Consider the following 21,454-nt stretch of genomic DNA (forward strand, 5'->3'; position numbering starts at 1 on the left):
TCGGCACTTCGGGCGCTTCGCTCCGGGATTGGCTCGGGGCAAGGCACGGTCCCCCACCAGCGGAGGTCGTCAGTGGACGAGCAGGGCAGCACGGGCGGATCGGGATCGACCGTCAGACGCCCGCCCGGGATGGACTTCCGGACCAGTGCCGGTCAGCGCCGGCCCGGTAGATGACGGGCAAGGGGTGCTGTTCGTCGCGGAGCCCGCCGACACCTCCGACAAGGAGCAGATCGGCTATCGCGGCCCGACCGCCTGCTCGGCCGCCCACATCACGTACCGACAGCTCGACTACTGGGCCCGCACCGGCTTGGTGCAGCCGAGCATCCGATCGGCCGCCGGCTCTGGATCCCAGCGTTTGTACGGCTTCCGAGACATCCTGGTCCTCAAGATCGTCAAGCGCCTCCTGGACGCCGGCGTCTCGTTGCAGAACATTCGGCTCGCGGTCGACCAGCTGCGCTCGCGCGGAACCGGTGACCTCGCCAAGATCACCCTGATCTCGGACGGCACCACCGTGTACGAGTGCCGCTCACCCGAAGAGGTCGTCGACCTCCTGCAGGGCGGCCAAGGCGTCTTCGGCATCGCCGTCTCCGGCGCCTTCCGCGAAGTCGAGGGCGAGCTCGCCCACCTGCCCGGCGAACGCGCCGACGGCGGCGTCGAGGTCGAGCCCGCTGTGCCTGATGAGCTTTCGCGCGCGGCGCGCCCGCCGCATCGGCTAGCCGGGCGCGGGGCTTACTGACGTTCGCGACGGTGAGCATGTGACGTGCGTGTGGCCAGCACGCGACGGCGAGGTGGCGCTGGTAGCGTTGCGCTTGTTGCCGACCCCATGCGGGAGAGTCCTCGAACAGCCAGTTCGGGGCGCCGAAGGAGCAATTCTCCCCGGAACCTCTCAGGCCAACGGACCGTGTGGGTGAGACACCTCTGGAAAGCAGGCGCCTCGCGCGTCTCACCGACGGTGCAAGTCCGTGCGCGTACGGGCGAAGCTCTCAGGTCTCCATGACAGAGGGGGAGGAAGGCCCGCGGGCCAGCAAGACCGCTGCCCGCCCGTCCCACCTCCGGAGTCGACGATGACCGACCGCCCCACTCTCGACGACCTGTCCGCGGGCGTTCCGTTCGCCAACCGGCACATCGGCCTCGCTGCTGTGGATCAGGCCAAGATGCTGTCCACTCTCGGGTACGCGTCGGTGGACGCGCTGCTGTCCGCGGCCGTGCCGGCCAGCATCTGGCTGGACGAGGCGTTGAACCTGCCGGCCGCCGGCACCGAGGCCGGCGTCACCGCTGAGCTGCGGGAGTACGCGGCGCGGAACCGGCCGATGGCGCAGATGATCGGCCTCGGCTACTACGACACCGTGACACCGCCGGTGATCCGCCGGAACGTGCTGGAAAACCCGTCCTGGTACACGGCGTACACGCCGTACCAGCCGGAGATCAGCCAAGGTCGCCTCGAGGCGCTGCTGACCTTCCAGACCATGATCGAGGACCTGACCGGGCTTCCCATCGCGAACGCCAGCCTGCTGGACGAGTCGACCGCGGCGGCCGAGGCGATGACGCTGTGCCGGCGCGCCTCGAAGGCACCCAAAGAGGCGGCTTTCCTTGTCGACAAAGGCCGCAGACGCGGGCAGTGGTCGGCACTCGCGCTGACGGCCTTGGCATCTCGGTGGTGGACGCCGACCTGAGCCAGGGCCTGCCGGACGGCCATTTCTTCGGTGTCCTCCTGCAGTATCCGGGCGCCTCCGGGGTCGTCCGCGACTTCGAGGCCATCACGGCCACAGCGCACGAGCGTGGCGCGTTGGTGGCGATGGCCGCCGACCTGCTCGGGCTGACGCTGCTGCGGTCGCCGGGGGAGACCGGCGCGGACATAGCGGTCGGTACGTCCCAGCGGTTCGGGGTGCCACTGATGTACGGCGGCCCGCACGCCGGCTACATGTCTGTGCGGGACGGTCTGCAGCGGATGCTGCCTGGCCGGCTGGTCGGAGTGAGCAAGGACGTGGATGGCGGCCCCGCCTACCGGCTCGCGTTGCAGACCCGTGAGCAGCACATTCGCCGGGAAAAGGCGACCAGCAACATTTGCACGGCCCAGGTCCTGCTGGCGGTGATCGCCGCGCGTTCTACGCGACCTGGCACGGACCGGAGGGGCTGCGGCTGATCGCCGAGCGCACCCACCGGTACGCGGCGGTCCTCGCGGCCGGACTGCGGGCCGCCGGGTTCACCGTCGTTCACGAGTCCTTCTTCGACACCATCCAGGTGCGTACGCCCGAGGCCGCCCGGATCGTGGCCGCGGCGGCCGACCGGGGCATCAACCTGCGACTCGCCGGCGACGACCTCATCGGCATCGCCTGCGACGAGACGACCACCGCCGACCGGCTCCGGGAGGTGTGGGCGGCGTTCGGAGTGTCCGATGTGGACATCGAGGCGCTGGACACCGCGACCGCGGACGGCCTGCCAGAGCACCTGCTGCGCACGTCGTCGTACCTGCGGCACGACGTTTTCCACCAGCACCGCTCGGAAACGTCGATGATGCGCTACCTGCGGGGACTCGCCGCCAAGGACTACGGCCTCGACCGTGGCATGATCCCGCTCGGTTCCTGCACGATGAAGTTGAACGCGGCGGCGCCGAGATGGAGCCGATCAGTTGGCCGGAGTTCGCCGGCATCCACCCGTTCGTGCCGCCGGAGCAGGCCCGCGGGTACGCGGCGCTGATCGACGACCTGGAAACGTGGCTGGCGGAGGCGACCGGGTACGACGCGGTCAGCCTGCAACCAAACGCCGGCGCCCAAGGTGAGTTGGCTGGTCTGCTGGCGATTCGCGCGTACCATGACGCCAACGGCGGCACCCATCGCGATGTGTGCCTGATCCCGTCCTCCGCGCACGGAACCAACGCGGCGAGTGCGGTGATGGCCGGCATGAAGGTCGTGGTGGTCCGCTGCGACGATGACGGCAACGTCGACCTGGACCACCTTCGTACGACGTTGGACCAGCACCGGGACGATGTCGCGGCGCTGATGATCACCTACCCGTCGACCCACGGCGTGTACGAGGCGACCGTCGCGGACGTGTGTGCGGCGGTGCACGATGCCGGCGGGCAGGTGTACGTCGACGGAGCGCGAACCTGAACGCGTTGCTCGGGGTGGCCAAGCCCGGCCGGTTCGGCGGCGACGTCTCGCACCTGAACCTGCATAAGACCTTCTGCATCCCGCACGGCGGCGGCGGTCCCGGCGTCGGTCCGGTGGCGGCCCGCGAGCACCTGGCGCCGTATCTGCCGGGCCACCCGATCGAGCCGCGGCCGGGTGCCGACACGGTCGGTCCGGTGGCGGCGGCACCGTACGGGTCGGCGGGCATTTTGCCGATTTCCTGGGCCTATTTGCGGCTGATGGGCCCGGACGGCCTGCGCAACGCGACCGGCAGCGCGGTGCTCGCGGCCAACTACCTGGCCCGCCGGCTCTCCGCGCACTACCCGGTGCTCTACACCGGCGCGGGCGGGCTGGTGGCGCACGAGTGCATCCTGGACCTGCGGCCGATCACGAAGACGACCGGCGTGACCGTGGACGACGTGGCGAAGCGGCTGATCGACTACGGCTTCCACGCGCCGACGATGTCGTTCCCGGTGCCGGCACGCTGATGGTGGAGCCCACCGAGTCGGAGAACCTGGGCGAGCTGGATCGGTTCGTGGCGGCGATGATCGCGATCCGTGCGGAGATCGACCGGGTCGGCGCGGGCCACTGGCCGGCGGACGACAACCCGCTGGGGAACGCGCCACACACGGCCGCGACGCTGGCTGAGGACTGGACCCACCCGTACGACCGGCAGCGAGCGGTCTTCCCGCCCGGGGTCACCGCGGCGACGAAGTACTGGCCGCCGGTGCGCCGGATCGATGGTGCCTACGGAGATCGAAACCTGGTTTGCTCATGCCCGCCGCCGGAGGACTTCGCCTAGCTCGGTAGCACTAGCCAAAGCGGCGGCCGGTCGACTGCCTGTCCTGCTTTGGGGACAGGCGATCGACGGGTACGGCGTGGTGCTCGGTCAGGCCGCGGAGTGCATCGCCGGGCGGGGGCACGGGGCAATCGCGCTTCCGTCCGGCAGGATCTCACCGCAGTCAGCGAACAGGATCACGCCGTTGCACAGAAGACTCCTCCAGCCCTGCTCGGGATGCGCGGCGACAACGTGGGCCGCGTCGTGGTCCGAAGCCTGAGCGTCGGGGCAGGTGGGTTGGTGCAAACACATGGTGTGTCTCCGCTGGCGAGTATTCCGGTGTGTGGTTGTGCTCACATTATGATCCCACGCTGCAAGCCCTTGCAGGCGACTTCGGCACACCCTGTGGATAAAAATTTCGCGATTGGGCATCTAAACGTTATCTGCCGCCCATCCGGCCTACCAGCGGTGACAGATCCATAACAGGTTGCACGGGGTCGGACCAGCAGTTGCGCTCCCGGGCAACTGATTCGTTCCCCTCATGCGCGTGGCGAGTTCGTGATATGCGCCGCGAGAGCGACCAGGCCGTCCGCGATGTCCTGTTCGGACGGCGCGTTCTCCGGGTCGATCAACCACTGCATCAACAACCCGGACATCAGAGCCAGCTGGATGCTGCCGACCGTACGCGCGGTCTGCCCGTCCAGTGTCTCCTCCGGAACGCCGAGCAACTTGGACGCGAAGCCGGTGCGGCTCATCTGCATACCCATCTGAACCAGCTCCTTGATCTTCGGGGTGTGCTCGGCCTGGACACCGGCCTCGATGGTCGCCAGCCAGAGCTCCCGACTGCGGCCGAAGGACGCGATCGCTTCTCGCCAGAACGCCTCGTACCGCTCACGGGGGCTCGCGTCCGGATCGACGCCGGCCGCGGTGGCCTTCTCGACCTCGTCGCCCCATTCCTCCATGGCCAGCATGAACGCCTCGGTCAGCAGCGCGTCGCGGGATCCGAAGTGGTATCCGATGGCCGCGTGGTTGACGCCGGCGGCGGTGGCGATGTCCCGCACTGTCGTACGAGCCCACCCTCTGTCTTTGAGGCACGCCAGCGCACCGGCGAGCAAATCTTCTCTGTTTCCCATGCTCAGGAGCCTACCCGATGTTTGCTCCAAATGGTTTATCCAAATGGATTGACCAGATGGATGAACGTCTTGTACGGTTACCCCCAGCACCGAAAACCACCACCTCCTCAAGGAGTAGTCATGAACCGTTCCGTCCTGATCTCCGGCGCTGGCATCGGCGGCCCCACCCTCGCGTTCTGGCTGGCCCGGTACGGCTACGCCGTCACCGTCGTCGAGCAGGCCTCCCAGCTGCGGGCCAGCGGCTCCGCGGTCGACTTCCGCGGCGACCAGCTGGCCCTGCTGGAGCGGATGGGGATCCTCGACGACCTGCGTGCCTGCGAGAGCCACATGGGCGACCTGAAGATCGTCGACGGCACCGGCAAGCACGTCTCAACGCTGCCGGCGATGCTCTTCAGCGGTGAGCTGGAGATCGACCGCGGCGACCTCGCGCAGATCCTCTACCACCACACCAAGGACCACACCGAATACGTCTTCGGTGACCGGATCACCGCACTGACCCAGCACGAGCACGGCGTGGACGTGACCTTCGAGCGGTCGGCACCGCGGACGTTCGGGCTGGGTCATCGGCGCGGACGGGCTGCACTCGGCGGTACGCCGGCTGGCGTTCGGCGACGAGGCGCAGTTCAAGACCGACCTCGGCTACTACGCGGCCTCGTTCTCGGTCCCGAACACCTTCGGCCTTGACCACAGTGGCTGGATCTACAACGAGCCGAACCGCTACGTGAACCTCAGTAGTGGCCGGGACACCCGCCGGGCGATCGCCACCTTCGTGTTCGGCACCGAGCCGGTCGCGTACAACCGGCGCGACCCTCAGCAGCAGATGCGGATCGTGGCCGAGCACTACAGCGGGGCCGGCTGGATGGTTCCGCAGCTGCTGGCGGCGATGGGCAACGCGACCGACCTCTACTTCGACTCGCTCAGCCAGATCAAGCTGGAGAGCTGGTCCCGTGGCCGGGTGGCCGTGCTGGGTGACGCCGCCTGGTCCGCCGGCCCCGGCGGTAACGGCACCGGTCACGCGATGCTCGGCGCGTACACGCTGGCCGGCGAGCTGGCCGCGGCCCGGCGGTGACTTCCAGGCGGGATTCGCCCGCTACGAGGAGATCATGCGGCCGATCATGGACAAGTCCCAGAAGTTCGCGGCCGGCGCCGGCAAGTTCCTGGTGCCGCCCACCGACGGCAAGATCCGCTCGCGCAACCGCACGTACCGGATCCTGTCCTCGAAGCTGATGACCGGCGTCTTCACCAAGATGGCGAAGAAGAACGCTGACACCGGCGACCTGAAGGACTACTCGGTCTCGGCCGCCGCATGACCTTCAGGAGTTCGACGTTTCCGCCGCGGGCAGGTTGCCAGCGGCGGAAACGTCGTGCCGCCAGAGGATTGCTGTTAGGTGCTGCTGCCGAACAGAGCGGTCAGCAACACCGTGTCGATGGAGTTGGGATCCAGCGAGGTGTATTCGCGGCCACCGGTCGCGGTCGAGATGTCCTTCAACGCAGTCGAGTCCGCGTCCCGGCCGTACGCGATGGTGATGATCTCGACCGGCCGCGAGGAGTCCGCGACGACCGACCGCAGTTGGGTCAGCAGCTGGGACTTGGTGAGGTCGCTGGTGGTCGCCTCGTTCTTGCCGTCGGTCAGCAGCAGCACCAGGTTGACGCGGTTCGGCTGGTACGCGGCCTGGGCGGCTTTGTAAGCGGCCAGCGCGGTGTTGTAGAGACCCGTCCCACCCTTGGCGGTGAGGCCTTTCAGAGCGGTGGTGACCGCCGCCCGGCGGGTGTCGCCGCCGACGCTGGCGGTGATCGGGCCGATCGGTACGAGCTCCTTGTAATCGGTGCTGTCCGTACGTTGCGTGGAGAACTCCCAGAGCCCGAGCTCGCTCTGGTCGTTGAAGAGGCCGACCGCGTGCTGCTCGCCGCCTGTTCGGCGAGCTGGAGCTTGCTGCCCTGCCCGCCGGGCGCGTTGTCCGCCATCGAGCCGGACGCGTCGACCACCGCCAGCGCGTTGACGTTCGTTCGTCGCAGCGCCGTCCAGGTGACCACGGTCCGGGTGATCGAGTCCGGCAGCAACGCCATCCCGGGCGGACACCGCGATCTTGGGCTGAAAGCCGCGGGCCTCGGTCAGCTGCGGGCTGGCGGACCGGTCTGGCCCGCGAAAGGCCGCGTCGGCGTACGCCTTGTGGCCGACCGGGCCCTGCACGAAGCTCAGGAACGCGGCGGCAATCTGCTTCTGCTTCGCACCCACCCAGGGCGCGTTCAGGACCAGATAGGGAAAGTCCGCGTCAGCCGTGCCGCTCTTGGGGTAGACCGCGACCAACGGGACCTGCGGGCTGGTCTGGTTGTAGTCCGAGACGTCCCGCTCCAGCGCCGGAAACGCTGACACGTATTGCAGCGCCTTGCCCTGCGTGTCGGCCATCTGCAGCGCACCGAACATCGAGTCGCTGTCCGGGGTGTAGCGGGTGACCTCCTTGGCGAGGTCGCTGGTGTGGTTCAGCTCGTCCTGGCTGATCTGCTCGTCGTCGTTGTAGTCGGTGATCGCGAGCAGTGCCTCCAGCCCGGCGGTCGACTTGGTCGGGGGTCGGTCATGCCGATCTGGAAGTTGCCCCACTCCGGGTGCTTGAAGTCTTTCCAGCTGTGGCTGCCGGTGAAGGTGGTGACCAGGCTGCGCCAGTCGATCGGCGCGTTTGGCCAGCCCAGCGACAGCGCCATCGGCCGGGGCATCGCGATGACCACCGGCGACCGGGCGATGCTCGGCTGCAGAGTGGGAAACATCGAGTACGCCTCGGGGCGGGCCTGCGCGACCCGGATCCAGGTCGAGGAGTCCGGCGCCCACACGTCCGGGCGAGGGCCGTCCCGCTTGGGATCCCAGGTCGGACTGAGCGTGCCAGCCACGTCCCCGGACTTGGTGGAGGCCACCGAGACGGCCGCGCAAGAACCACCGATCTCCGGGTTCTTCTGGGTCCACTGCTGGGCCAGCGACGACAGGATCTTGGCGTGGTCCGGGTCCGCGACCACGCTTAACGTGGTCGGCGCACCCTTGCAGCCCTGTTGGGCCAGCCACGCGTACCCGGCGGTGACTCCGGACAGCAAAAGGACGGCTACCGCGGAGATGACGATCCACGGAGCGATGGCCAACCGATAACGGCGAGCCTTGCGGCGGCGGTGCGATTGCACCGAGGAGGCCTGGCGGCGTCCGGGCATACAGCCTCGCCGGACTAACGCGGGAGCGGTGGGAAGGTGCTCACGTTGGCGGAGTGTACGCCGTGCGGTTGCGCCCTTTACTGGCCGCACAGGGTCAATCGGGACGGCCGACGCGAGACCGAGACAGGCTGGCAGCGGGCCGTCACAGGGTGCAGTTGAGCGGACAGGCTCTACGTTGAATGGGTGAACGAGTCACCCGAACCCGGCGCCGCCATCCACCCGGAGCATCCCTTCGCCGCGCCGGCGGACGCCCGGGACCCGGCTCGCCAGCTGCGTGGGCGGCTGGTCGCGCCGGTGACGGTGTGGACCGCCGGTAGCGGTTCGGCGGCGGCCGGCCTGACGGTGTCGTCGATGCTGATGGCCGGCGGCGAGCCGCCGACGACGGTGTGCGGGCTGCTGGACCCGGACAGTGATTTGGCCGAGGCGGTCGGCGACAGCGGGCAGGCGGTGATCAACGTGCTGCGGTGGCCGCACCGTACGATTGCCGATGTCTTCGCCGGGCTCCATCCGTCTCCGGGTGGGCCGTTCCGGACCGGGGAGTGGTCCGCTGGGCCGGTCGGGCCGGTGCTGGCCGACGCGGCGGCGGTCGCGATCGTCACTGTGGTGGAGCAGCGGCCGATGGGCTGGAGCTCGCTGGTCACCGCGACCGTGGACGACATCCAGCTGCTGGACAGCGACGACGACGATCTGCTGGCGTACGTACGCGGTCGTTATCGAACGATCACGGCGGTCCGCGGTGGTTGAGCCCTGGGAAAGAAGGACGAGAGAGTGACAGTACGGCCGATCCGGCTGCTCGGGGACCCGGTGTTGCGGACTCCGGCGGACCCGGTGACCTCTTTCGACGCGAACCTGCGGCGGCTGATCGACGACCTGCTGGAGGACGACCGACATGGACGGCCGGGCCGGGGTGGCCGCGCCGCAGATCGGGGTGTCGCTGCGGGTGTTCTCGTACAGCGTCGACGGCGACCTCGGATATGTGGTCAACCCGCGACTGGTCCGGACCGAAGGCCTCCAGGACGGCGACGAGGGCTGCCTGTCGCTGCCGGGCCTCTGGTTCCCGACCGAACGGGGCAGCGAGGCCACCGTCACCGGCGTGGACGCGGACGGGAAGCCGATCACTGTGGAAGGCGACGGCCTGATGGCCCGATGCCTGCAACACGAGACCGATCACCTGGACGGCATCGTCTACATCGACCGTCTCAAGGGTCGTACGCGCAAGTCAGCACTCCGGGCGATCCGCGAGGCCGCCGAGTAAAAATCGCTTTACTGACTGGATGGCGAGCAGGTCGGATCCGACCCCGCGCGCGGGACCGTCGCGGTGGCGCCGGGTAATCCGGTCGATCGTACGAAATGCGGGTGCGGACCAGTCGAACCGACCCTCGCGCAGGTGCCCGAACGGGCAGCCCATAGGGCTTGACGGTCCAGCCCAGCGAGGCGTGTCCTGCTGTCGTGCACTAGCGTCAGGGCCGGCCGGTGTGGGGGCGCGGCTGGTGACGGTGCGTACGGTTGTCAGCCCCTTCTCAGCTTCGGCCGGTAGCATCCACGGATCTGACCATCCGGTAAAGCGCCGGTAAAAAGAGGAACGAAGGGGACACGTAGTCATGGCCGTTAGCCTGTCCAAGGGCGGGAACGTCTCGCTGACCAAGGAAGCCGGCGGCACCCTGACCGCCGTCATCGTCGGCCTGGGTTGGGACCTGCGCACCACCACCGGTGACGCCTTCGACCTCGACGCCAGCGCCATCGCGCTGGGCGCCGACGCCAAGGTCGTTTCCGACAAGCACTTCATCTTCTTCAACAACAAGACAGCCCAGCCCCGACGGCACCATCGAGCACACCGGTGACAACACCACCGGTGAGGGCGAGGGCGACGACGAGTCGATCAAGGTCAACCTGGCCGGCCTGCCGGCCGAGATCGAGAAGATCGTCTTCCCGGTGTCGGTCTACGACGCGGAAGCCCGCAAGCAGAACTTCGGCCAGGTCCGGAACGCCTTCATCCGGGTGGTGAACCAGGCGGACAACGCCGAGATCGCCCGCTATGACCTCACCGAGGACGCCTCCACCGAGACCGCGTTGGTCTTTGGTGAGCTCTACCGGGCCGGTGCCGAGTGGAAGTTCCGGGCAGTCGGCCAGGGCTACCAGTCCGGCCTGTCCGGCATCGCGAAGGACTTCGGCGTCAACGTCTAGTCTTTCTCTCAGCACGTACGAATGGCCCGGCCCACCTCGGTGAGCCGGGCCATTCGCTGTGCCAGGATTTGGGCACTGGGCGGACCCGGACCAAGGAGCAGATCGTGCGTGTTGTGGTGGCCGACGACCAGGCCGTCGTACGCGCCGGGCTGCGAACCGTCCTGAACGCCGCGCCCGACATCGAGGTCGTGGGAGAGGCTGCGGACGGCGTGCAAGCCGCGAAGCTAGCCGGGAAACTGCGGCCGGATGTCGTGCTCATGGACGTGCGAATGCCAGGCACGGACGGCATCGAAGGGACGCGCCTGATTCTGGCGCTCGGCGATCCGGCCATCCGCGTCCTCGTCGTGACCACATTTGACCTGGACCGGCATGTCTATGACGCGCTGCGCGCTGGCGCGTCCGGCTTCATCCTGAAGGATGTGGAGCCCGAAGACCTGCAGACCGCGGTCCGTACGGTGCACGCCGGGCACTCGTTGTTCTCGCCGTCCGTGACCAGGCGCCTGGTCGGCTCGTTCGTACCGACCGACCTCGGTCCAGACAGCGGCCCTGCCGGCACGCTCACCGCCCGCGAGCGCGAGGTTCTCGGCCTGGTCGCGACCGGAATGTCCAACGCCGAGATTGCCAACTGGCTGTTCCTGAGCGAGACGACGGTCAAGACACACGTCTCCCGGCTGCTGGGCAAGCTGGCGCTGCGGGGACCGCGTCCAGCTGGTCATCTTCGCCTACGAGAACGGCCTGCTGAGTGGCGAGAACGGCGGCTGACGCTTTACCCGGGACGCGGGCCGGCGACGGGGCGCTGGCCGCGGTCGTCCTGCTGCTCGGCCTGATCGACGTAGCGGCCTCGGTCGACCCGTCGCTACCGGGCCTTCCTGGCCTGTTCGACGGCACGGCCGCGATCGCCGCCGGAGTGGTGACCACGTCCGCGCAGGCTGGGACCGTGCTGTTCCGACGTCGATGGCCACGGCGCGCGTACGCGCTGCTGGCGCTGGTCGCGGCTGTGCAGTTCGTCGCGATCGGGGCCTACCCGACTTATGCGTGGGCCGTGCTCGCGTTCGCGGTCGCGCGGGCGCCGGGCCGTGCGTTGGGCTGGCTCGCCGGTCCGCTTCTGGCGGCGGTCGTCGCTGGTGCGGCGCTGGTCCCGATCGCTCCCGGCGACCTGCTGACCCGCGCGGCAACCGCGGTCGCGCTTGCCCTCACGCTCGCCGTGTTCGTGCTCGTCGGCGCCCTCGCGGGGCGTTTCGCGAGGGCCGCGGCCGGACGAGCGGACTGGGAGCGGGCAGCACCGCGACCAGGCTCGGCGAACCGCGGCGCTGACGGCCGAACGGGCCCGGATCGCCGAGGAAATCGGCAGCGGTGTGCTCACTGGCCTTCGCCGGCTGGTCGAGCAGTGCGAGCGGCTCGCGGATGCCGCGGACGACGACTTGCGCCGGCTGAGCGCGCAGGCTCGGGCCGTGCTGGCCGCCATGCGTCGCGTCTTAGGCATTCTGCGTGCTGACCCCGAAAGCAGGCCAGTCGAGGAGTCCGCGGACCGCTGGCGGGTGCCGCTTCCCGACCGGGCCGGGCTGGTCGCGTTGGCCGCGTTCGTGGTGCCGGCGGTCCTGCTGGGTACGCTGCCGATCCCGCACCTGGGCGTACCGTCGCTGGACCATTTGCTCGCGCTGCTCGACCTGCCGCTGCGATCGCCACTCGCGCTGCTGGCTGTGGCTGTGCAGTTCGCCGTCATCGGTTGGTGGCGAACCGCGCCGCTGCCCGCACTGCTGGTCTGGGCCACGGGCGCGTTGGCCGCCGGAGCCCTGAACGCCACGAACCTGGTGGCACTGGCCGGCTGGCTCGTCCTGGTGTGCGGCGCGGCCTCGTACGAGCGTGTCCTGCGATCGGCGGTGGTCGTCGCGATCGATCACCGCGCCGGTCGACCTGGCCTGGTTTCCGCTCGGCGGTACCCCCAGCGCGGTCCTCGCGTACGTCGGCGTCGTGCCGCTCTGGCTAGCCGGCGTACTCATCCGACGGCACCGGCTGCAGGTCGAGCGCGACCAGCACGAACGGGCCGAGGCGCGGGATCGGGAGGCGGTCGCCCAGGAGCGGCTGCGGGTCGCCCGCGACCTGCACGATGTCGTCGCCCATCACGTCTCCGCGGTCGCCGTGCAGGCCGGCGCGGCGCGGATGGCGCCCGATCCGGACGGGCGAGCCGAGGCATTGGCGCACATCGCCGACTCCGTCGGCGGATCGCGCAAGCGCTGCCCGAGCTGACTGGCCTGACGCCTGAGCAGCACGGCGTCACGTTGGATGAGGTGGGCCTGGACCAGCTGCTCGATCCGATCCGGTCCGCCGGCCTGCCGGTCGAGGCGGAGGTCGTCGGCAAGCCGGCGGCGATCCCGGGCGACGCCGAGCTGTTCGCGCAGCGGATCATCACGGAGGCGCTCACGAACGCCCTGCGCTACGCTGGACCGTCGCCCACCCGGGTACGCGTGGAACACACTGCTGGAACGGTGTCTGTGCAGGTCAGCGACGATGGTCCAGGCGCCGGGCAGCGGTTGGCCGGTGGCGGCGCCGGGCTCGGGATCGTGGGCATGCGGGAGCGGGCCGAACTGTTGGGCGGCAGTCTGCGTGCCGGTGTCGAAGGCGCTGGCTGGACGGTCCGCGCCGACCTCCCGCGTCCGGCCGTCCTCCCTGCGAAGGACCCGGCTTAGGCGCCGATGTGGGTCGTCGCGCCGACGACGCGGCGAGCAAGCTGCTGACCGTAGCGTCCGATGCATGCCAATCAGTGAGAATCAGCAGGTCAAACCCATAATTTCGGGACGCGGTAGGCGCCTTGCGATCATCGGCGTGGTCGCGTCCGTACTGTGCTGGCTGGCCGCGGTCGGCTGGGTCTGGCCGCAGGTCGGACCGATCGGTGTGTTGTCCGGCATCGTGCTCTCGGGAGTCGAGCTCACCGGCGTCCTCGCCGCCTTCGGCTGGGTCAGCCGATGGGCGCGGGAGCCCCGGCGCTGGCTGCTGGCGGCCCTGCTCTGGGGCGCCGGTTTCGGCGCGCTCGCGTCCATCCCGATCGAGTCCGGCGCGCAGTGGATGGTCAGGATGACTCTCGGCCAAGCGGCCGCCGACACGGCGTATCCGCTGCTCATCGCGCCGCTGACCGAGGAAGGACTGAAAGGCCTGTTCCTGGTCGGGCTGCTGATGTTCTGCCGGCGCCGCATCACCGACCTGGTCGACTGCATCACGTACGTCGGAGTGGCCGCCGTCGGCTTCGCGGCCACCGAGAACATCCTCTATCTCGGCGGGCCGGTCGGAAAGTTCCTGGCCGGACCGATGACCGCGGCGACGGTCGGGCCCTTGGTCATTCCGCTCGTCCTGCGGATGGTCTTTCTGCCGTTCATCCATCCACTGTTCACCAGCCTGGTTGCGGTCGGCGTCACGATCGCCATTACCCGCCGGAACCCGGTGGCGCGGATTTCGTGGGTGGTGCTGGGCTATCTGGCGGCCAGTCTGTGTCACGGAGTGTGGGACTGGACGGCCCTGACCAAACAGACCGCCGCACTCACGGTGCCGCTCTACCTGTGCCTCATGGTCCCGTTGTTCGTGACAATGGTCGTGGTTGTCGTCATCGCCCGGCGTCGGCAGGCCAAAACCCTCGCGGCGGAGCTGCCCCCGCTCGTCGAGACCGCCTAGATTCCAGCACGTACGAGCGGCCCGCCCGGTTCGGCGAGCCAGGCCATCGTCGTGCGGCTACCAGCGAACGGGAAGTGCCTCGAGCAGCCGGTCGCCGAACATGTTGGTACGCCATCGCAGGTCGCCGAGGTCGACCGCCAGCTGGAGTCCGGGCAGTCGCGTGGACAGCGCGGTGAAGGCGACCTGCAGCTGCATCCGGGCCAGCGCCGCGCCGAGGCAGTGGTGGATGCCGTGGCCGAAGGCGAGGTGCTGCCGGCCCGTACGGTCAAGGTCGAAGCTGCCCGGGTCGGCGAACTGGCCGGGGTCGTGGTTGGCGGCCTGCAGCGACGGCACGATCATGTCGCCGGCCTGAATGGCCGTACCGGCGATCTCCAGGTCGGCTGCCGCGTACCGGGGCAACTCGGCCGCGCCGGACTGGAAGCGCAGCACCTCCTCGACCGCCGCCGGCACCTTGTCCGGGTGATCGCGCAGCAGGGCCAGCCGGCCGTCCTCGATCAGCTTGATGGTGCCGATGGACAGCGCGTTGGCGGTGCCGAGGTAGCCGGCCAGCAGCAGGATCAGCCCCATCATCTCCAGCTCGTGCTGGCTGAGCCGCCCGGTGTCCTCGTCTCGAACCGCGATCAGGTCGCTGAGCACGTCCTCGGTAGGTGCCCTGCGCTTGCGATCGACCAGGTCGCTGAAGTAGCCCATCAGCTGCCCGTACACCTCGCCAGCGCCGGCCGCCTCGAAATCGGCGAGCGTGATGAGCTTGTCCGACCACGTCCGGAAGGTCGCCAGCTCGTCGTCCGGCACCCCGAGCAGGGCGCCGATCACGCTGCCGGGTAGCGGAAACGCGAACGATTCCCGGAGGTCGGTGGGGGAATCCATCTCGTCAAGGAGCTGGTGGGCCAGCCGTACGGTTCGCGGCCGTAGCTCCTCGACCCGGCGGACGGTGAAGGCCTTCGCGACCAGCCGGCGCAGTCGAGTGTGTGCGGGCGGGTCCTGGAACAGGGTGCCGTTCTCGGTGCCGGCCGGCGCGCCGGGGATCCGACGCTCATCCGCGGGTCGGCGAGCACGGACCGTACGTCGTCATATCTCGTGACCAGCCAGGCCGGCGCTCCCTGGCTGGTGGTGACGCGGCTGACCGGCGCCTGCTCGCGAAGTTTCGCGAACTCGGCTGGCGGCTCGACGGGGTTGGCGGTCGGGAACGGGTACGAAGGCGCGGACACGGTTCCTCCTGGGGCGGCTGTTGGGCGTACGCGTCGCTACGATGACTGCGGAGGCAGCAACATAGTGAATGATATACACAATGAAGAAGCATCCGAAGAGTCGGTCAGCCCGGAAGCGGCACTCGGCCGCGTCATGGAGCTGTCGTTCCTGATGGCGGCCGACATGGACGCGGGTCAGGCGAAGCTGGGGCTGACCCGGGCGAGGGCCACGATCATGTGGCAGCTGCACCACAGCGGCCCGACCACACAGCGGGCGTTGAGTGACGCGTTGAAGGTGACCCCGCGCAACATCACCGGGCTGGTGGACGCTCTCGAGGGGGGCAACTTCGTCGTACGGACCCCACATCCGACCGACCGTCGCGCGATCCTGGTGAAGCTGACGGATCACGGCGCCCAAACCGCCGCCTCGATGGAAACGGGCTGGCACGAGTTCGCCGGTCAGCTCTTCGGGCACCTGTCCGGTGCCGAGCTGGAGGCATTCCTCGGGACCCTCGACGGCGTGCTGGAGCGCCTGCGTACGGTCGTCGCCCGCTCTTTAGGGGCGTAGGCAGCTGGCTGGTAGTTCGAACCAGCGCAGATGTTCGAAGTCCTCGGAGAGACTGCCGGTGGGGAGATCGCAGTCCGGCTCACCGGCCGCATCAAGGATGCTGCGGGCATCCTCGAGATAACCCCCGAGCGCTGACTCGGGCGCGCTGCGGCGCTGGGCTGGATACCGCAGCGCCCCTGACTCGTCGTAGTGCAGCATCGACAGCCGCAACGGCGGGTCGACCGGTCCGTTCCGGTGCCGCCAAAGGCCGGTCTCCGGATCGAAGAGGTAGTCCGGCAGCAGCAGCCGCCAACCGTCGCTCGCGACCAGGTGGACGGCCTGCACGATGTAGTCGAAGACGACGTCCGAGATGAAGTAGTTGAAGTTGACCCGTACCCAACCGGGTTTGATGCCCTCGCAGCCAATGGTGATCTCCCGCTCGAACTCGTGAGATCGGGCCAGGTCGATGCCGAGCAGCCGGTGACCGTACGGGCCGGCGCAGCAGAGCAGCCGCCGCGGGACTGGATGCCGAAAAGGTCGTTCAGCAGCGCGACCACGAAGTTGTGGTGGACGAACCGGCCGCTCGGGCGCTCCACGATGAACGAGACGATGGACAGCCGCTCCGCCTCGGTGTTGCCGAGGATCTCCAGGCTCGGGTTCTGCTGCCAGGACGCCACCGCGCGGCGCAGGAAGTCGTCCTCGTGGGCGCGGATGAGTTTGGTCCCGACCGCCTGTTTGAGGCCGAATACCAGGCCGGCCCTGATCGATTCGACGATCGCCGGTGTGCCGCCCTCCTCGCGCTGCACTGCACTGGGTCGTCGAGATAGCGGTGTTCCTGCGGGTTCACGTACGCCACCGTGCCGCCGCCAGGCACGTCCGGCACGCGGTTGCGCAGCAGTTCCTTGCGTACGACCAGAACTCCGGGAGTGCCCGGCCCGCCGATGAACTTGTGCGGCGAGATGAACACGGCGTCTTTGCGCGCGCGGCCGGGTGGGTGGGGCAGCACGGATACATCTCGATCTCGATGTAGGGCGCGGCGGCCGCGAAGTCCCAGAAGGACAGCGCGCCGTGCCGGTGCAGGATGTCGGCGACCGCGCAGGTGTTCGACACGATGCCGGTGACGTTGCTGGCGGCCGAGAACGACCCGATCTTGAGCGGCCGCTCGGCATAGCGGGACAGCTCGGCGTCCAGGTGCTCGAGGTCGATGTGGCCGTCGCTGTCCTCACGGATCTGTACGACGTCCGCGATCGACTCCCGCCAGGGCAGCTCGTTGGAGTGGTGTTCGAACGGCCCGATGAACAACCGGCCGTTCCTGCGGCGGAATCTGGTCGATCAGGTGATAGCGGTCGTCCAGCTCGGCCGGGATCCGCAGCCCCAGCACGCCGATCAGCTTGTCGATCGCCGCCGTCGACCCGGAGCCGCAGAACATCACCACGGTCTCCCCGTCGCCGCCCACCGCGTCCGCGATGACCTGCCGGGCATCCTCGCGCAGTCGGGTGGTCTGCAACCCGGTGCCGGAGGACTCGGTGTGGGTGTTGGCGTACCGCGGCAACACTTCGTCGCGGATGAAGTCCTCGACGAAACCCAGTGCCCGCCCCGACGCGGTGTAGTCGGCGTACGTGACCCGGCGTGGCCCGTACGGGCCGTCCATGACCTCGTCGTCGCCGATCACCGCCGCCCGGATCCGCTCCAGGACAGCGGCCGGGTCCGGTGCGGTCGCGTTGCCGGTGTCCCCAGTGTCCCTGCCCCCAGTTCCCATGCCGACAGCATCGCACGTACGCCTGGCACCGCGGATCGGCTCGGGAATCCGGGTGCCTCAGGTCACCGCCTTCCCCGTACTTACCGCATCGACGCGATGCGTGCGTTTGGCGCACGCATCGCGTCGATGCGGTCTGGCTAGACCCGTCGTACGACATGCAGCAGATACTCCTTGCGGTTGAGTGGGTTGTGGTCCGAGCGGGACCGACGCGGGACCTGACCACTGACCGGCTGGTATCGCTCGAACGCGCTTTCCAGGACGCCCTCGCCGCGGGTCAGGGCGGGCAGTTGTTGCTGCAGCTCGTGCACCTGGGCAGCGGGGATCTCGCCCTCCAGTACGCCCGACTGGCCGACCGCCGCCGGCAGTCTCGGGACGCGCGCGGAGCCGGGCGAGAGCTGGCAGGATCGGTCCGACGGTGTCGGCCGGCAGCTCGAGCCGGAACGAGTGCATCGGCTCGTACACCGTGCTGCTGGCGTTTTCCAGCGCGGTCAGCAGAACCAACGGAGTCAGATTGCGGAAATCACCTGCGGTGCTGGACATGGACTTGTCGAAGGTGCCGTGCGAATGGCTTTGCCGTGCCAAATAGCCGGAGTGGGTCATGGTCACCATGCAGTCGGTGACCTGCCATCCGTACAGCCCCTGTAGCAGCGTTTTGTGCACGGTCTCCTCGACGGCCTTGAAAAACGAGTAGGGCATCGAGCCGAGCTCGACTCCCAGTCGAAAGCTCACACCGCCGCCGATCGGGGCGGGGTCGACCCGGAGTCCGACGGTGGCCAGGAATGGATTGGCTTCCTTGTTGATAAACTCGACGGCTCCGCCACTGCCGGCGGGTCGCTCGATACAAATCGTGGTGGTTTCCTGGAAAGCCACCTCGATGCCGTAGTCGCTGGCCAGCGTCGCCTGAATGACCTCCTTCTCTGCACCTCGCCGTAGAGCGAGACGAAGATTTCCTGCCGGAGATCGTCCTGTCGCAGGTCGATCAGCGGATCCTGTTCGGCCAGCTGGGCGAGCGCAACATGTAGTGCGCCTTTCTTTCTGGGCCCGACGGCTGGGAACCACCACCGTTTCCAAGGTCGGCGGCGCGAAATAGTGCTCAGAGGTCGTACGCGTGTCCCCAACCGAATCCCCGATCCGGATCTCCGTAGGGCCCCAGAGTTTGCCGATCTGCCCGGCCGCCACCCGGCCGGTGGGGATCAACGACCCGCCATCGAAAACGCTGACCGCGGTGACCTTTCCCGCTCGCTGAGGGCCAAATCGCATCTTGTCCCGGGTGCGTACCACCCCGGAGAACATCCGGACGTATGCGACCTTCTCGCCGGCGGTCCCGCGTTCGACCTTGAAAACCGTGCCGGACACCGGCCCGCAGGTGTTACTTTCGGCCGCTGGCAACAACTTCTTGATGCCTTCGGCGAGGTCAGTCACACCAGAACCGGTGATGGCGGAGCCGAAAAACACCGGATGCACCAGCGCCCGCTGGGTCTGTGCCGCCAGTGCGCGGTGCAGACTGTCGTACGACACCGCCTTTTCGTCGTTGATATAGGCAGCAAGAAGTCTTCGTCGTGGTCCGCGAGCACCTCGACCACCTGGGACCGAAAATCAGCGTCTTCGGCGGTGTACGGCTGGAAGTCGGCAGCCGCCGTACCGATGCACCGTACCGATCCCATCGGCACCACAGAAGGTGCCAGTTTCGTCGCGATGGCCAGCAAAGTGTCGTCGTACGCGGCACCTCGGCGGTCTACTTTGTTGACGAAGATGAGCGTCGGTATCCGCAGCCGCCGCAGCGTACGCATCAGCACCCGCGTCTGCGCCTGGACGCCCTCAACGGCCGAGATCACCAGCACCGCGCCGTCGAGCACGCTCAAGACCCGCTCCACCTCGGCGATGAAATCCGGGTGCCCGGGAGTGTCGATCAGGTTAACCGTGACGTCGTCGATGGCGAAGGACACCACCGCCGACTTGATCGTGATCCCGCGCTGGCGTTCCAGCGCGAGCGAGTCGGTCTGGGTGTTGCCGTCGTCGACGCGGCCGATCTCGTCGATGACGCCGGCGGCATAGAGCAACCGCTCGGTCAGGCTGGTCTTACCAGCGTCAATGTGTGCCAGAATCCCCAAGTTCAGCGTGCTCACTACGCGTCATGTCCTCTAGATAGGTGTCAGTTCCTTTCTGGGTGGACACAACGGCAGGACGCATTCCGCTCTCCTTGGATAGATCAGCTGTTGCCGGGGAGTGAACCAGAGCCCTCCCCGGACCACAACCGAATTAGGACTTGGCGGCCGCGCGGGTACGCCCGTTGCGGCTCGCCGCCGGGGTGGCGGGCTTGGGTTCGGCGCCGAGCCCGGCGCTGCTGCGACCGAACGAGCGGCCGAGCTTGGCCATCTCCCGCTCGATCTGCGGCACCAGCTTGCGGGCCTGCGCCATGATCGGCGCGGCGCCGATCGGGCCGAGGGTGATCGGCCTGAGCTTCTCGATCAAGCCGACCGCGCGCGGCACGTACACCCGGCGGCGGCGACGCTCGATGCCATCCACGATCGCCAGCGCGCATGCGTCGACCGAGGTGGTCACGTTCAACGGCCACGGCAGCTTCTTCAGTGTCTCGTTGAAAGTGGGGAAGTCCTCTTTTTGGTCGCGGACCATGTCGGTGTCGATCCAGCTGGGGTGCACGGTGCCGACGCCAACGTGCCGATAGGCCAGTTCGAACCGCAGCGCGTTGCCGAACTGCTCGACGCCGGCCTTGGACGCGCAGTACGCGGCCATGCCCGGCATCACGGTGAAGGCGGCGGCCGACGAGATCAACGTGAAATAGCCGCGCCGGGCGGTCACCATCGGCAGGGTGGCCTTGACCGTACGGATCACGCCGATCAGGTTCACGTCGATGGTCCGTACGATCGCGTCCACCGGGTTCACCGCGACGGTGCCGTTGTTGGCGACACCCGCGTTCGCGACCACCACGTCGATGCCGCCGAAGTCGCGTACGACGTCGATGGCCATTTTCTCCATCTCCGCCTGGTTGGTCACGTCGGCGGCGTACCAGGCGTGCTCAGGGCCGAGTTCTTCGGCGAGCCGGGTGAGCAGGTCCGGCTCCAGGCCGACCAGCGCGACCCGGGCACCCCGCTCGGCGGCGAGTCGGGCGGTGGCCGCGCCGATGCCGCGGGCGGCGCCGGTGATCAAGACGGTCTTGCCGACCAAGGGACTGGTCATTGCGGGTCCTTCCGATGAGGTGAAGGGGTTCTAAGACGGCCAACGGGCGCCGTCGCGGATCCCGGAGATGCCGAACCAGACGAGTTCGGCCAGGGACCGGGCGACGGTCTCGGGGGACAGTTCGGGGTCGTGCCGACGGCGGACCGCGAGCCGCTCGCAGGCGCCGATGATGGCTTGTGCGTACGTGCCAATGACCTCCTCGGGTACGCCCGGCATGCCAGCGGCCAGCACAGCGGCGGTGTAGTCGGCTTGCTGTTGTCGTACGCGCTCGAGCTCCTCGGCGGCCGGGGCACTGGCCAGCGAGCCCTCGGCCACCAACATCGCCCAAGCGCGTTCGTGTGACTCGATGAAGTCGAAGAACACTCGGAAACCGGTGAGCAGGATGTCTTCTGGCGTACCAACCTGGGCCTGGGCCTGGACGGTCAGCCGGAGCAGCTCGGAGCGGGCCCGGGCGATGCAGGCGACCGCCAGCCCGTCTTTGGAGCCGAAGTGGTCGTAGAGCACCGGTTTGGTCACGCCAGCCTGCTCGGCGATCTCCTCCATCGTCACCGCGACAAAGCCGCGCTCGCCAAAGATCTGCTCGGCCACGTCGAGAAGCTGCTGCTCGCGATCGGCGCGGCGCATCCGGCGGCGCGGGCTGGGGGCGGTGGTTCCCGGCTGTGCTGACATCACGTTGCGTACTTTA

Annotated in this window: 24 protein-coding genes, 4 pseudogenes and 1 riboswitch; of the genes and pseudogenes, 14 read left to right on the forward strand and 14 right to left on the reverse strand. The window is 68.4% G+C overall.

Features of this window, described 5'->3' with window-relative positions; genetic code table 11:
• The first annotated feature begins 145 nt into the window (after positions 1-145).
• Together GNX96_RS40200 and gcvP are read left to right on the forward strand one after the other, a co-directional pair.
• Positions 146-736 (forward strand): MerR family transcriptional regulator, encoded by a 591-nt coding sequence (locus GNX96_RS40200; RefSeq protein ID WP_163572883.1) that lies wholly within the window; start codon positions 146-148, stop codon positions 734-736.
• Positions 737-816: 80 nt separating this feature from the next.
• A riboswitch (glycine riboswitch) is annotated at positions 817-912 on the forward strand.
• Between the two features lie 152 nt (positions 913-1,064).
• Positions 1,065-3,930: pseudogene (gene gcvP, locus GNX96_RS40205) on the forward strand (aminomethyl-transferring glycine dehydrogenase).
• Between the two features lie 87 nt (positions 3,931-4,017).
• On the opposite strand, the gene GNX96_RS40210 reads toward gcvP, so the two are convergent.
• Positions 4,018-4,218, reverse strand: coding sequence for a DUF5999 family protein (locus GNX96_RS40210; protein ID WP_163572884.1), 201 nt, complete (start codon positions 4,216-4,218; stop codon positions 4,018-4,020).
• Between the two features lie 227 nt (positions 4,219-4,445).
• Positions 4,446-5,039, reverse strand: coding sequence for a TetR/AcrR family transcriptional regulator (locus GNX96_RS40215; RefSeq protein WP_163572885.1), 594 nt, complete (start codon positions 5,037-5,039; stop codon positions 4,446-4,448).
• Positions 5,040-5,159: 120 nt separating this feature from the next.
• Between GNX96_RS40215 and GNX96_RS58925 the strand changes: the two genes are divergently transcribed.
• Genes GNX96_RS58925 through GNX96_RS58935 form a run of 3 tightly spaced genes read left to right on the forward strand, consistent with a single transcriptional unit; the run spans position 5,160 to position 6,349 of the window.
• On the forward strand, positions 5,160-5,723 hold the full coding sequence (locus GNX96_RS58925) for an FAD-dependent monooxygenase (protein WP_279582761.1): 564 nt from the start codon (positions 5,160-5,162) through the stop codon (positions 5,721-5,723).
• Positions 5,638-6,108, forward strand: coding sequence for a Rossmann-fold NAD(P)-binding domain-containing protein (locus GNX96_RS58930; RefSeq protein WP_279582775.1), 471 nt, complete (start codon positions 5,638-5,640; stop codon positions 6,106-6,108). The genes GNX96_RS58925 and GNX96_RS58930 overlap by 86 nt, the downstream gene beginning before the upstream one ends.
• A 34-nt stretch (positions 6,109-6,142) precedes the next feature.
• Positions 6,143-6,349: a hypothetical protein gene (locus GNX96_RS58935; RefSeq protein WP_279582762.1), complete on the forward strand. Its 207-nt coding sequence runs from the start codon at positions 6,143-6,145 to the stop codon at positions 6,347-6,349.
• A 74-nt stretch (positions 6,350-6,423) separates the two neighbouring features.
• Here GNX96_RS58935 and GNX96_RS40225 read toward each other — a convergent pair whose 3' ends face one another.
• Positions 6,424-7,638 carry a VWA domain-containing protein gene (locus GNX96_RS40225; RefSeq protein ID WP_163572886.1) on the reverse strand — a complete coding sequence of 405 codons (1,215 nt, stop codon included), beginning with the start codon at positions 7,636-7,638 and terminating at the stop codon, positions 6,424-6,426.
• Positions 7,521-8,204: a substrate-binding domain-containing protein gene (locus GNX96_RS40230; RefSeq protein ID WP_163572887.1), complete on the reverse strand. Its 684-nt coding sequence runs from the start codon at positions 8,202-8,204 to the stop codon at positions 7,521-7,523. Before GNX96_RS40230 ends, GNX96_RS40225 begins: the two co-directional genes overlap by 118 nt.
• 210 nt (positions 8,205-8,414) lie before the next feature.
• Between GNX96_RS40230 and GNX96_RS40235 the strand changes: the two genes are divergently transcribed.
• The 5 genes and pseudogenes from GNX96_RS40235 to GNX96_RS40255 all read left to right on the forward strand — a co-directional run bounded on the left by GNX96_RS40235 (position 8,415) and on the right by GNX96_RS40255 (position 11,910).
• Positions 8,415-8,975 carry a flavin reductase gene (locus GNX96_RS40235; protein ID WP_163572888.1) on the forward strand — a complete coding sequence of 187 codons (561 nt, stop codon included), beginning with the start codon at positions 8,415-8,417 and terminating at the stop codon, positions 8,973-8,975.
• Between the two features lie 145 nt (positions 8,976-9,120).
• Positions 9,121-9,486, forward strand: coding sequence for a peptide deformylase (locus GNX96_RS40240; RefSeq protein ID WP_279582763.1), 366 nt, complete (start codon positions 9,121-9,123; stop codon positions 9,484-9,486).
• 346 nt (positions 9,487-9,832) lie between these two features.
• Positions 9,833-10,415, forward strand: a pseudogene (locus GNX96_RS40245) (TerD family protein).
• A 101-nt stretch (positions 10,416-10,516) separates the two neighbouring features.
• A pseudogene (locus tag GNX96_RS40250) lies at positions 10,517-11,177 on the forward strand (response regulator).
• Complete coding sequence (locus tag GNX96_RS40255) at positions 11,158-11,910, forward strand: hypothetical protein (protein WP_163572889.1); 753 nt, start codon at positions 11,158-11,160, stop codon at positions 11,908-11,910. The pseudogene GNX96_RS40250 and the gene GNX96_RS40255 overlap by 20 nt, the downstream one beginning before the upstream one ends.
• Here GNX96_RS40255 and GNX96_RS40260 read toward each other — a convergent pair.
• On the reverse strand, positions 11,891-12,415 hold the full coding sequence (locus GNX96_RS40260; RefSeq protein ID WP_279582764.1) for a hypothetical protein: 525 nt from the start codon (positions 12,413-12,415) through the stop codon (positions 11,891-11,893). The genes GNX96_RS40255 and GNX96_RS40260 overlap by 20 nt on opposite strands.
• Here GNX96_RS40260 and GNX96_RS40265 point away from each other — a divergent pair.
• The 3 genes from GNX96_RS40265 to GNX96_RS40275 all read left to right on the forward strand — a co-directional run bounded on the left by GNX96_RS40265 (position 12,387) and on the right by GNX96_RS40275 (position 14,078).
• The gene (locus tag GNX96_RS40265) at positions 12,387-12,662 is read left to right on the forward strand and encodes a histidine kinase (protein WP_163572891.1); all 276 of its coding nucleotides are present in this window, start codon (positions 12,387-12,389) and stop codon (positions 12,660-12,662) included. The two genes, GNX96_RS40260 and GNX96_RS40265, sit on opposite strands and share 29 nt — an antisense overlap.
• Positions 12,663-12,703: 41 nt before the next feature.
• The gene (locus tag GNX96_RS40270) at positions 12,704-13,102 is read left to right on the forward strand and encodes a sensor histidine kinase (protein WP_313885912.1); all 399 of its coding nucleotides are present in this window, start codon (positions 12,704-12,706) and stop codon (positions 13,100-13,102) included.
• 136 nt (positions 13,103-13,238) lie between these two features.
• On the forward strand, positions 13,239-14,078 hold the full coding sequence (locus GNX96_RS40275; RefSeq protein ID WP_163572893.1) for a PrsW family intramembrane metalloprotease: 840 nt from the start codon (positions 13,239-13,241) through the stop codon (positions 14,076-14,078).
• Between the two features lie 57 nt (positions 14,079-14,135).
• Here the strand turns inward: GNX96_RS40275 and GNX96_RS40280 are convergent, their stop codons facing one another.
• A complete protein-coding gene (locus tag GNX96_RS40280; RefSeq protein ID WP_163572894.1) occupies positions 14,136-14,945 on the reverse strand; it encodes a cytochrome P450 in 810 nt (269 codons plus the stop codon).
• Between the two features lie 99 nt (positions 14,946-15,044).
• Between GNX96_RS40280 and GNX96_RS58940 the strand changes: the two genes are divergently transcribed.
• On the forward strand, positions 15,045-15,833 hold the full coding sequence (locus tag GNX96_RS58940) for a MarR family winged helix-turn-helix transcriptional regulator (protein ID WP_279582765.1): 789 nt from the start codon (positions 15,045-15,047) through the stop codon (positions 15,831-15,833).
• Here the strand turns inward: GNX96_RS58940 and GNX96_RS58945 are convergent.
• From GNX96_RS58945 to GNX96_RS40310, 8 genes and pseudogenes are all read right to left on the reverse strand, one after another.
• The gene (locus GNX96_RS58945; RefSeq protein ID WP_279582776.1) at positions 15,822-16,157 is read right to left on the reverse strand and encodes a hypothetical protein; all 336 of its coding nucleotides are present in this window, start codon (positions 16,155-16,157) and stop codon (positions 15,822-15,824) included. The genes GNX96_RS58940 and GNX96_RS58945 overlap by 12 nt on opposite strands.
• A gap of 188 nt (positions 16,158-16,345) precedes the next feature.
• Positions 16,346-16,618, reverse strand: a pseudogene (locus tag GNX96_RS58950) (aminotransferase class V-fold PLP-dependent enzyme); the annotation flags it as partial.
• A 37-nt stretch (positions 16,619-16,655) separates the two neighbouring features.
• Positions 16,656-17,114 carry an aminotransferase class V-fold PLP-dependent enzyme gene (locus GNX96_RS58955; RefSeq protein ID WP_279582766.1) on the reverse strand — a complete coding sequence of 153 codons (459 nt, stop codon included), beginning with the start codon at positions 17,112-17,114 and terminating at the stop codon, positions 16,656-16,658.
• Positions 17,035-17,571, reverse strand: coding sequence for an aminotransferase class V-fold PLP-dependent enzyme (locus tag GNX96_RS58960; protein ID WP_279582767.1), 537 nt, complete (start codon positions 17,569-17,571; stop codon positions 17,035-17,037). The genes GNX96_RS58955 and GNX96_RS58960 overlap by 80 nt, the downstream gene beginning before the upstream one ends.
• Before the next feature lie 57 nt (positions 17,572-17,628).
• Positions 17,629-19,089: a hypothetical protein gene (locus GNX96_RS67480; protein ID WP_163572895.1), complete on the reverse strand. Its 1,461-nt coding sequence runs from the start codon at positions 19,087-19,089 to the stop codon at positions 17,629-17,631.
• Positions 18,990-19,697, reverse strand: a complete 708-nt coding sequence (locus GNX96_RS40300; RefSeq protein ID WP_163572896.1) for a GTP-binding protein — start codon at positions 19,695-19,697, stop codon at positions 18,990-18,992. The genes GNX96_RS67480 and GNX96_RS40300 overlap by 100 nt, the downstream gene beginning before the upstream one ends.
• Positions 19,698-19,830: 133 nt before the next feature.
• Positions 19,831-20,769, reverse strand: a complete 939-nt coding sequence (locus GNX96_RS40305) for an SDR family oxidoreductase (RefSeq protein ID WP_163572897.1) — start codon at positions 20,767-20,769, stop codon at positions 19,831-19,833.
• Between the two features lie 30 nt (positions 20,770-20,799).
• Entirely contained in the window at positions 20,800-21,438 is a 639-nt protein-coding gene (locus GNX96_RS40310; protein ID WP_279582768.1) for a TetR/AcrR family transcriptional regulator, read from the reverse strand.
• Positions 21,439-21,454: the final 16 nt, after the last annotated feature.

The organism is Fodinicola feengrottensis (assembly GCF_010993775.1).
In the GTDB taxonomy this organism is placed as follows: domain Bacteria; phylum Actinomycetota; class Actinomycetes; order Mycobacteriales; family HKI-0501; genus Fodinicola; species Fodinicola feengrottensis.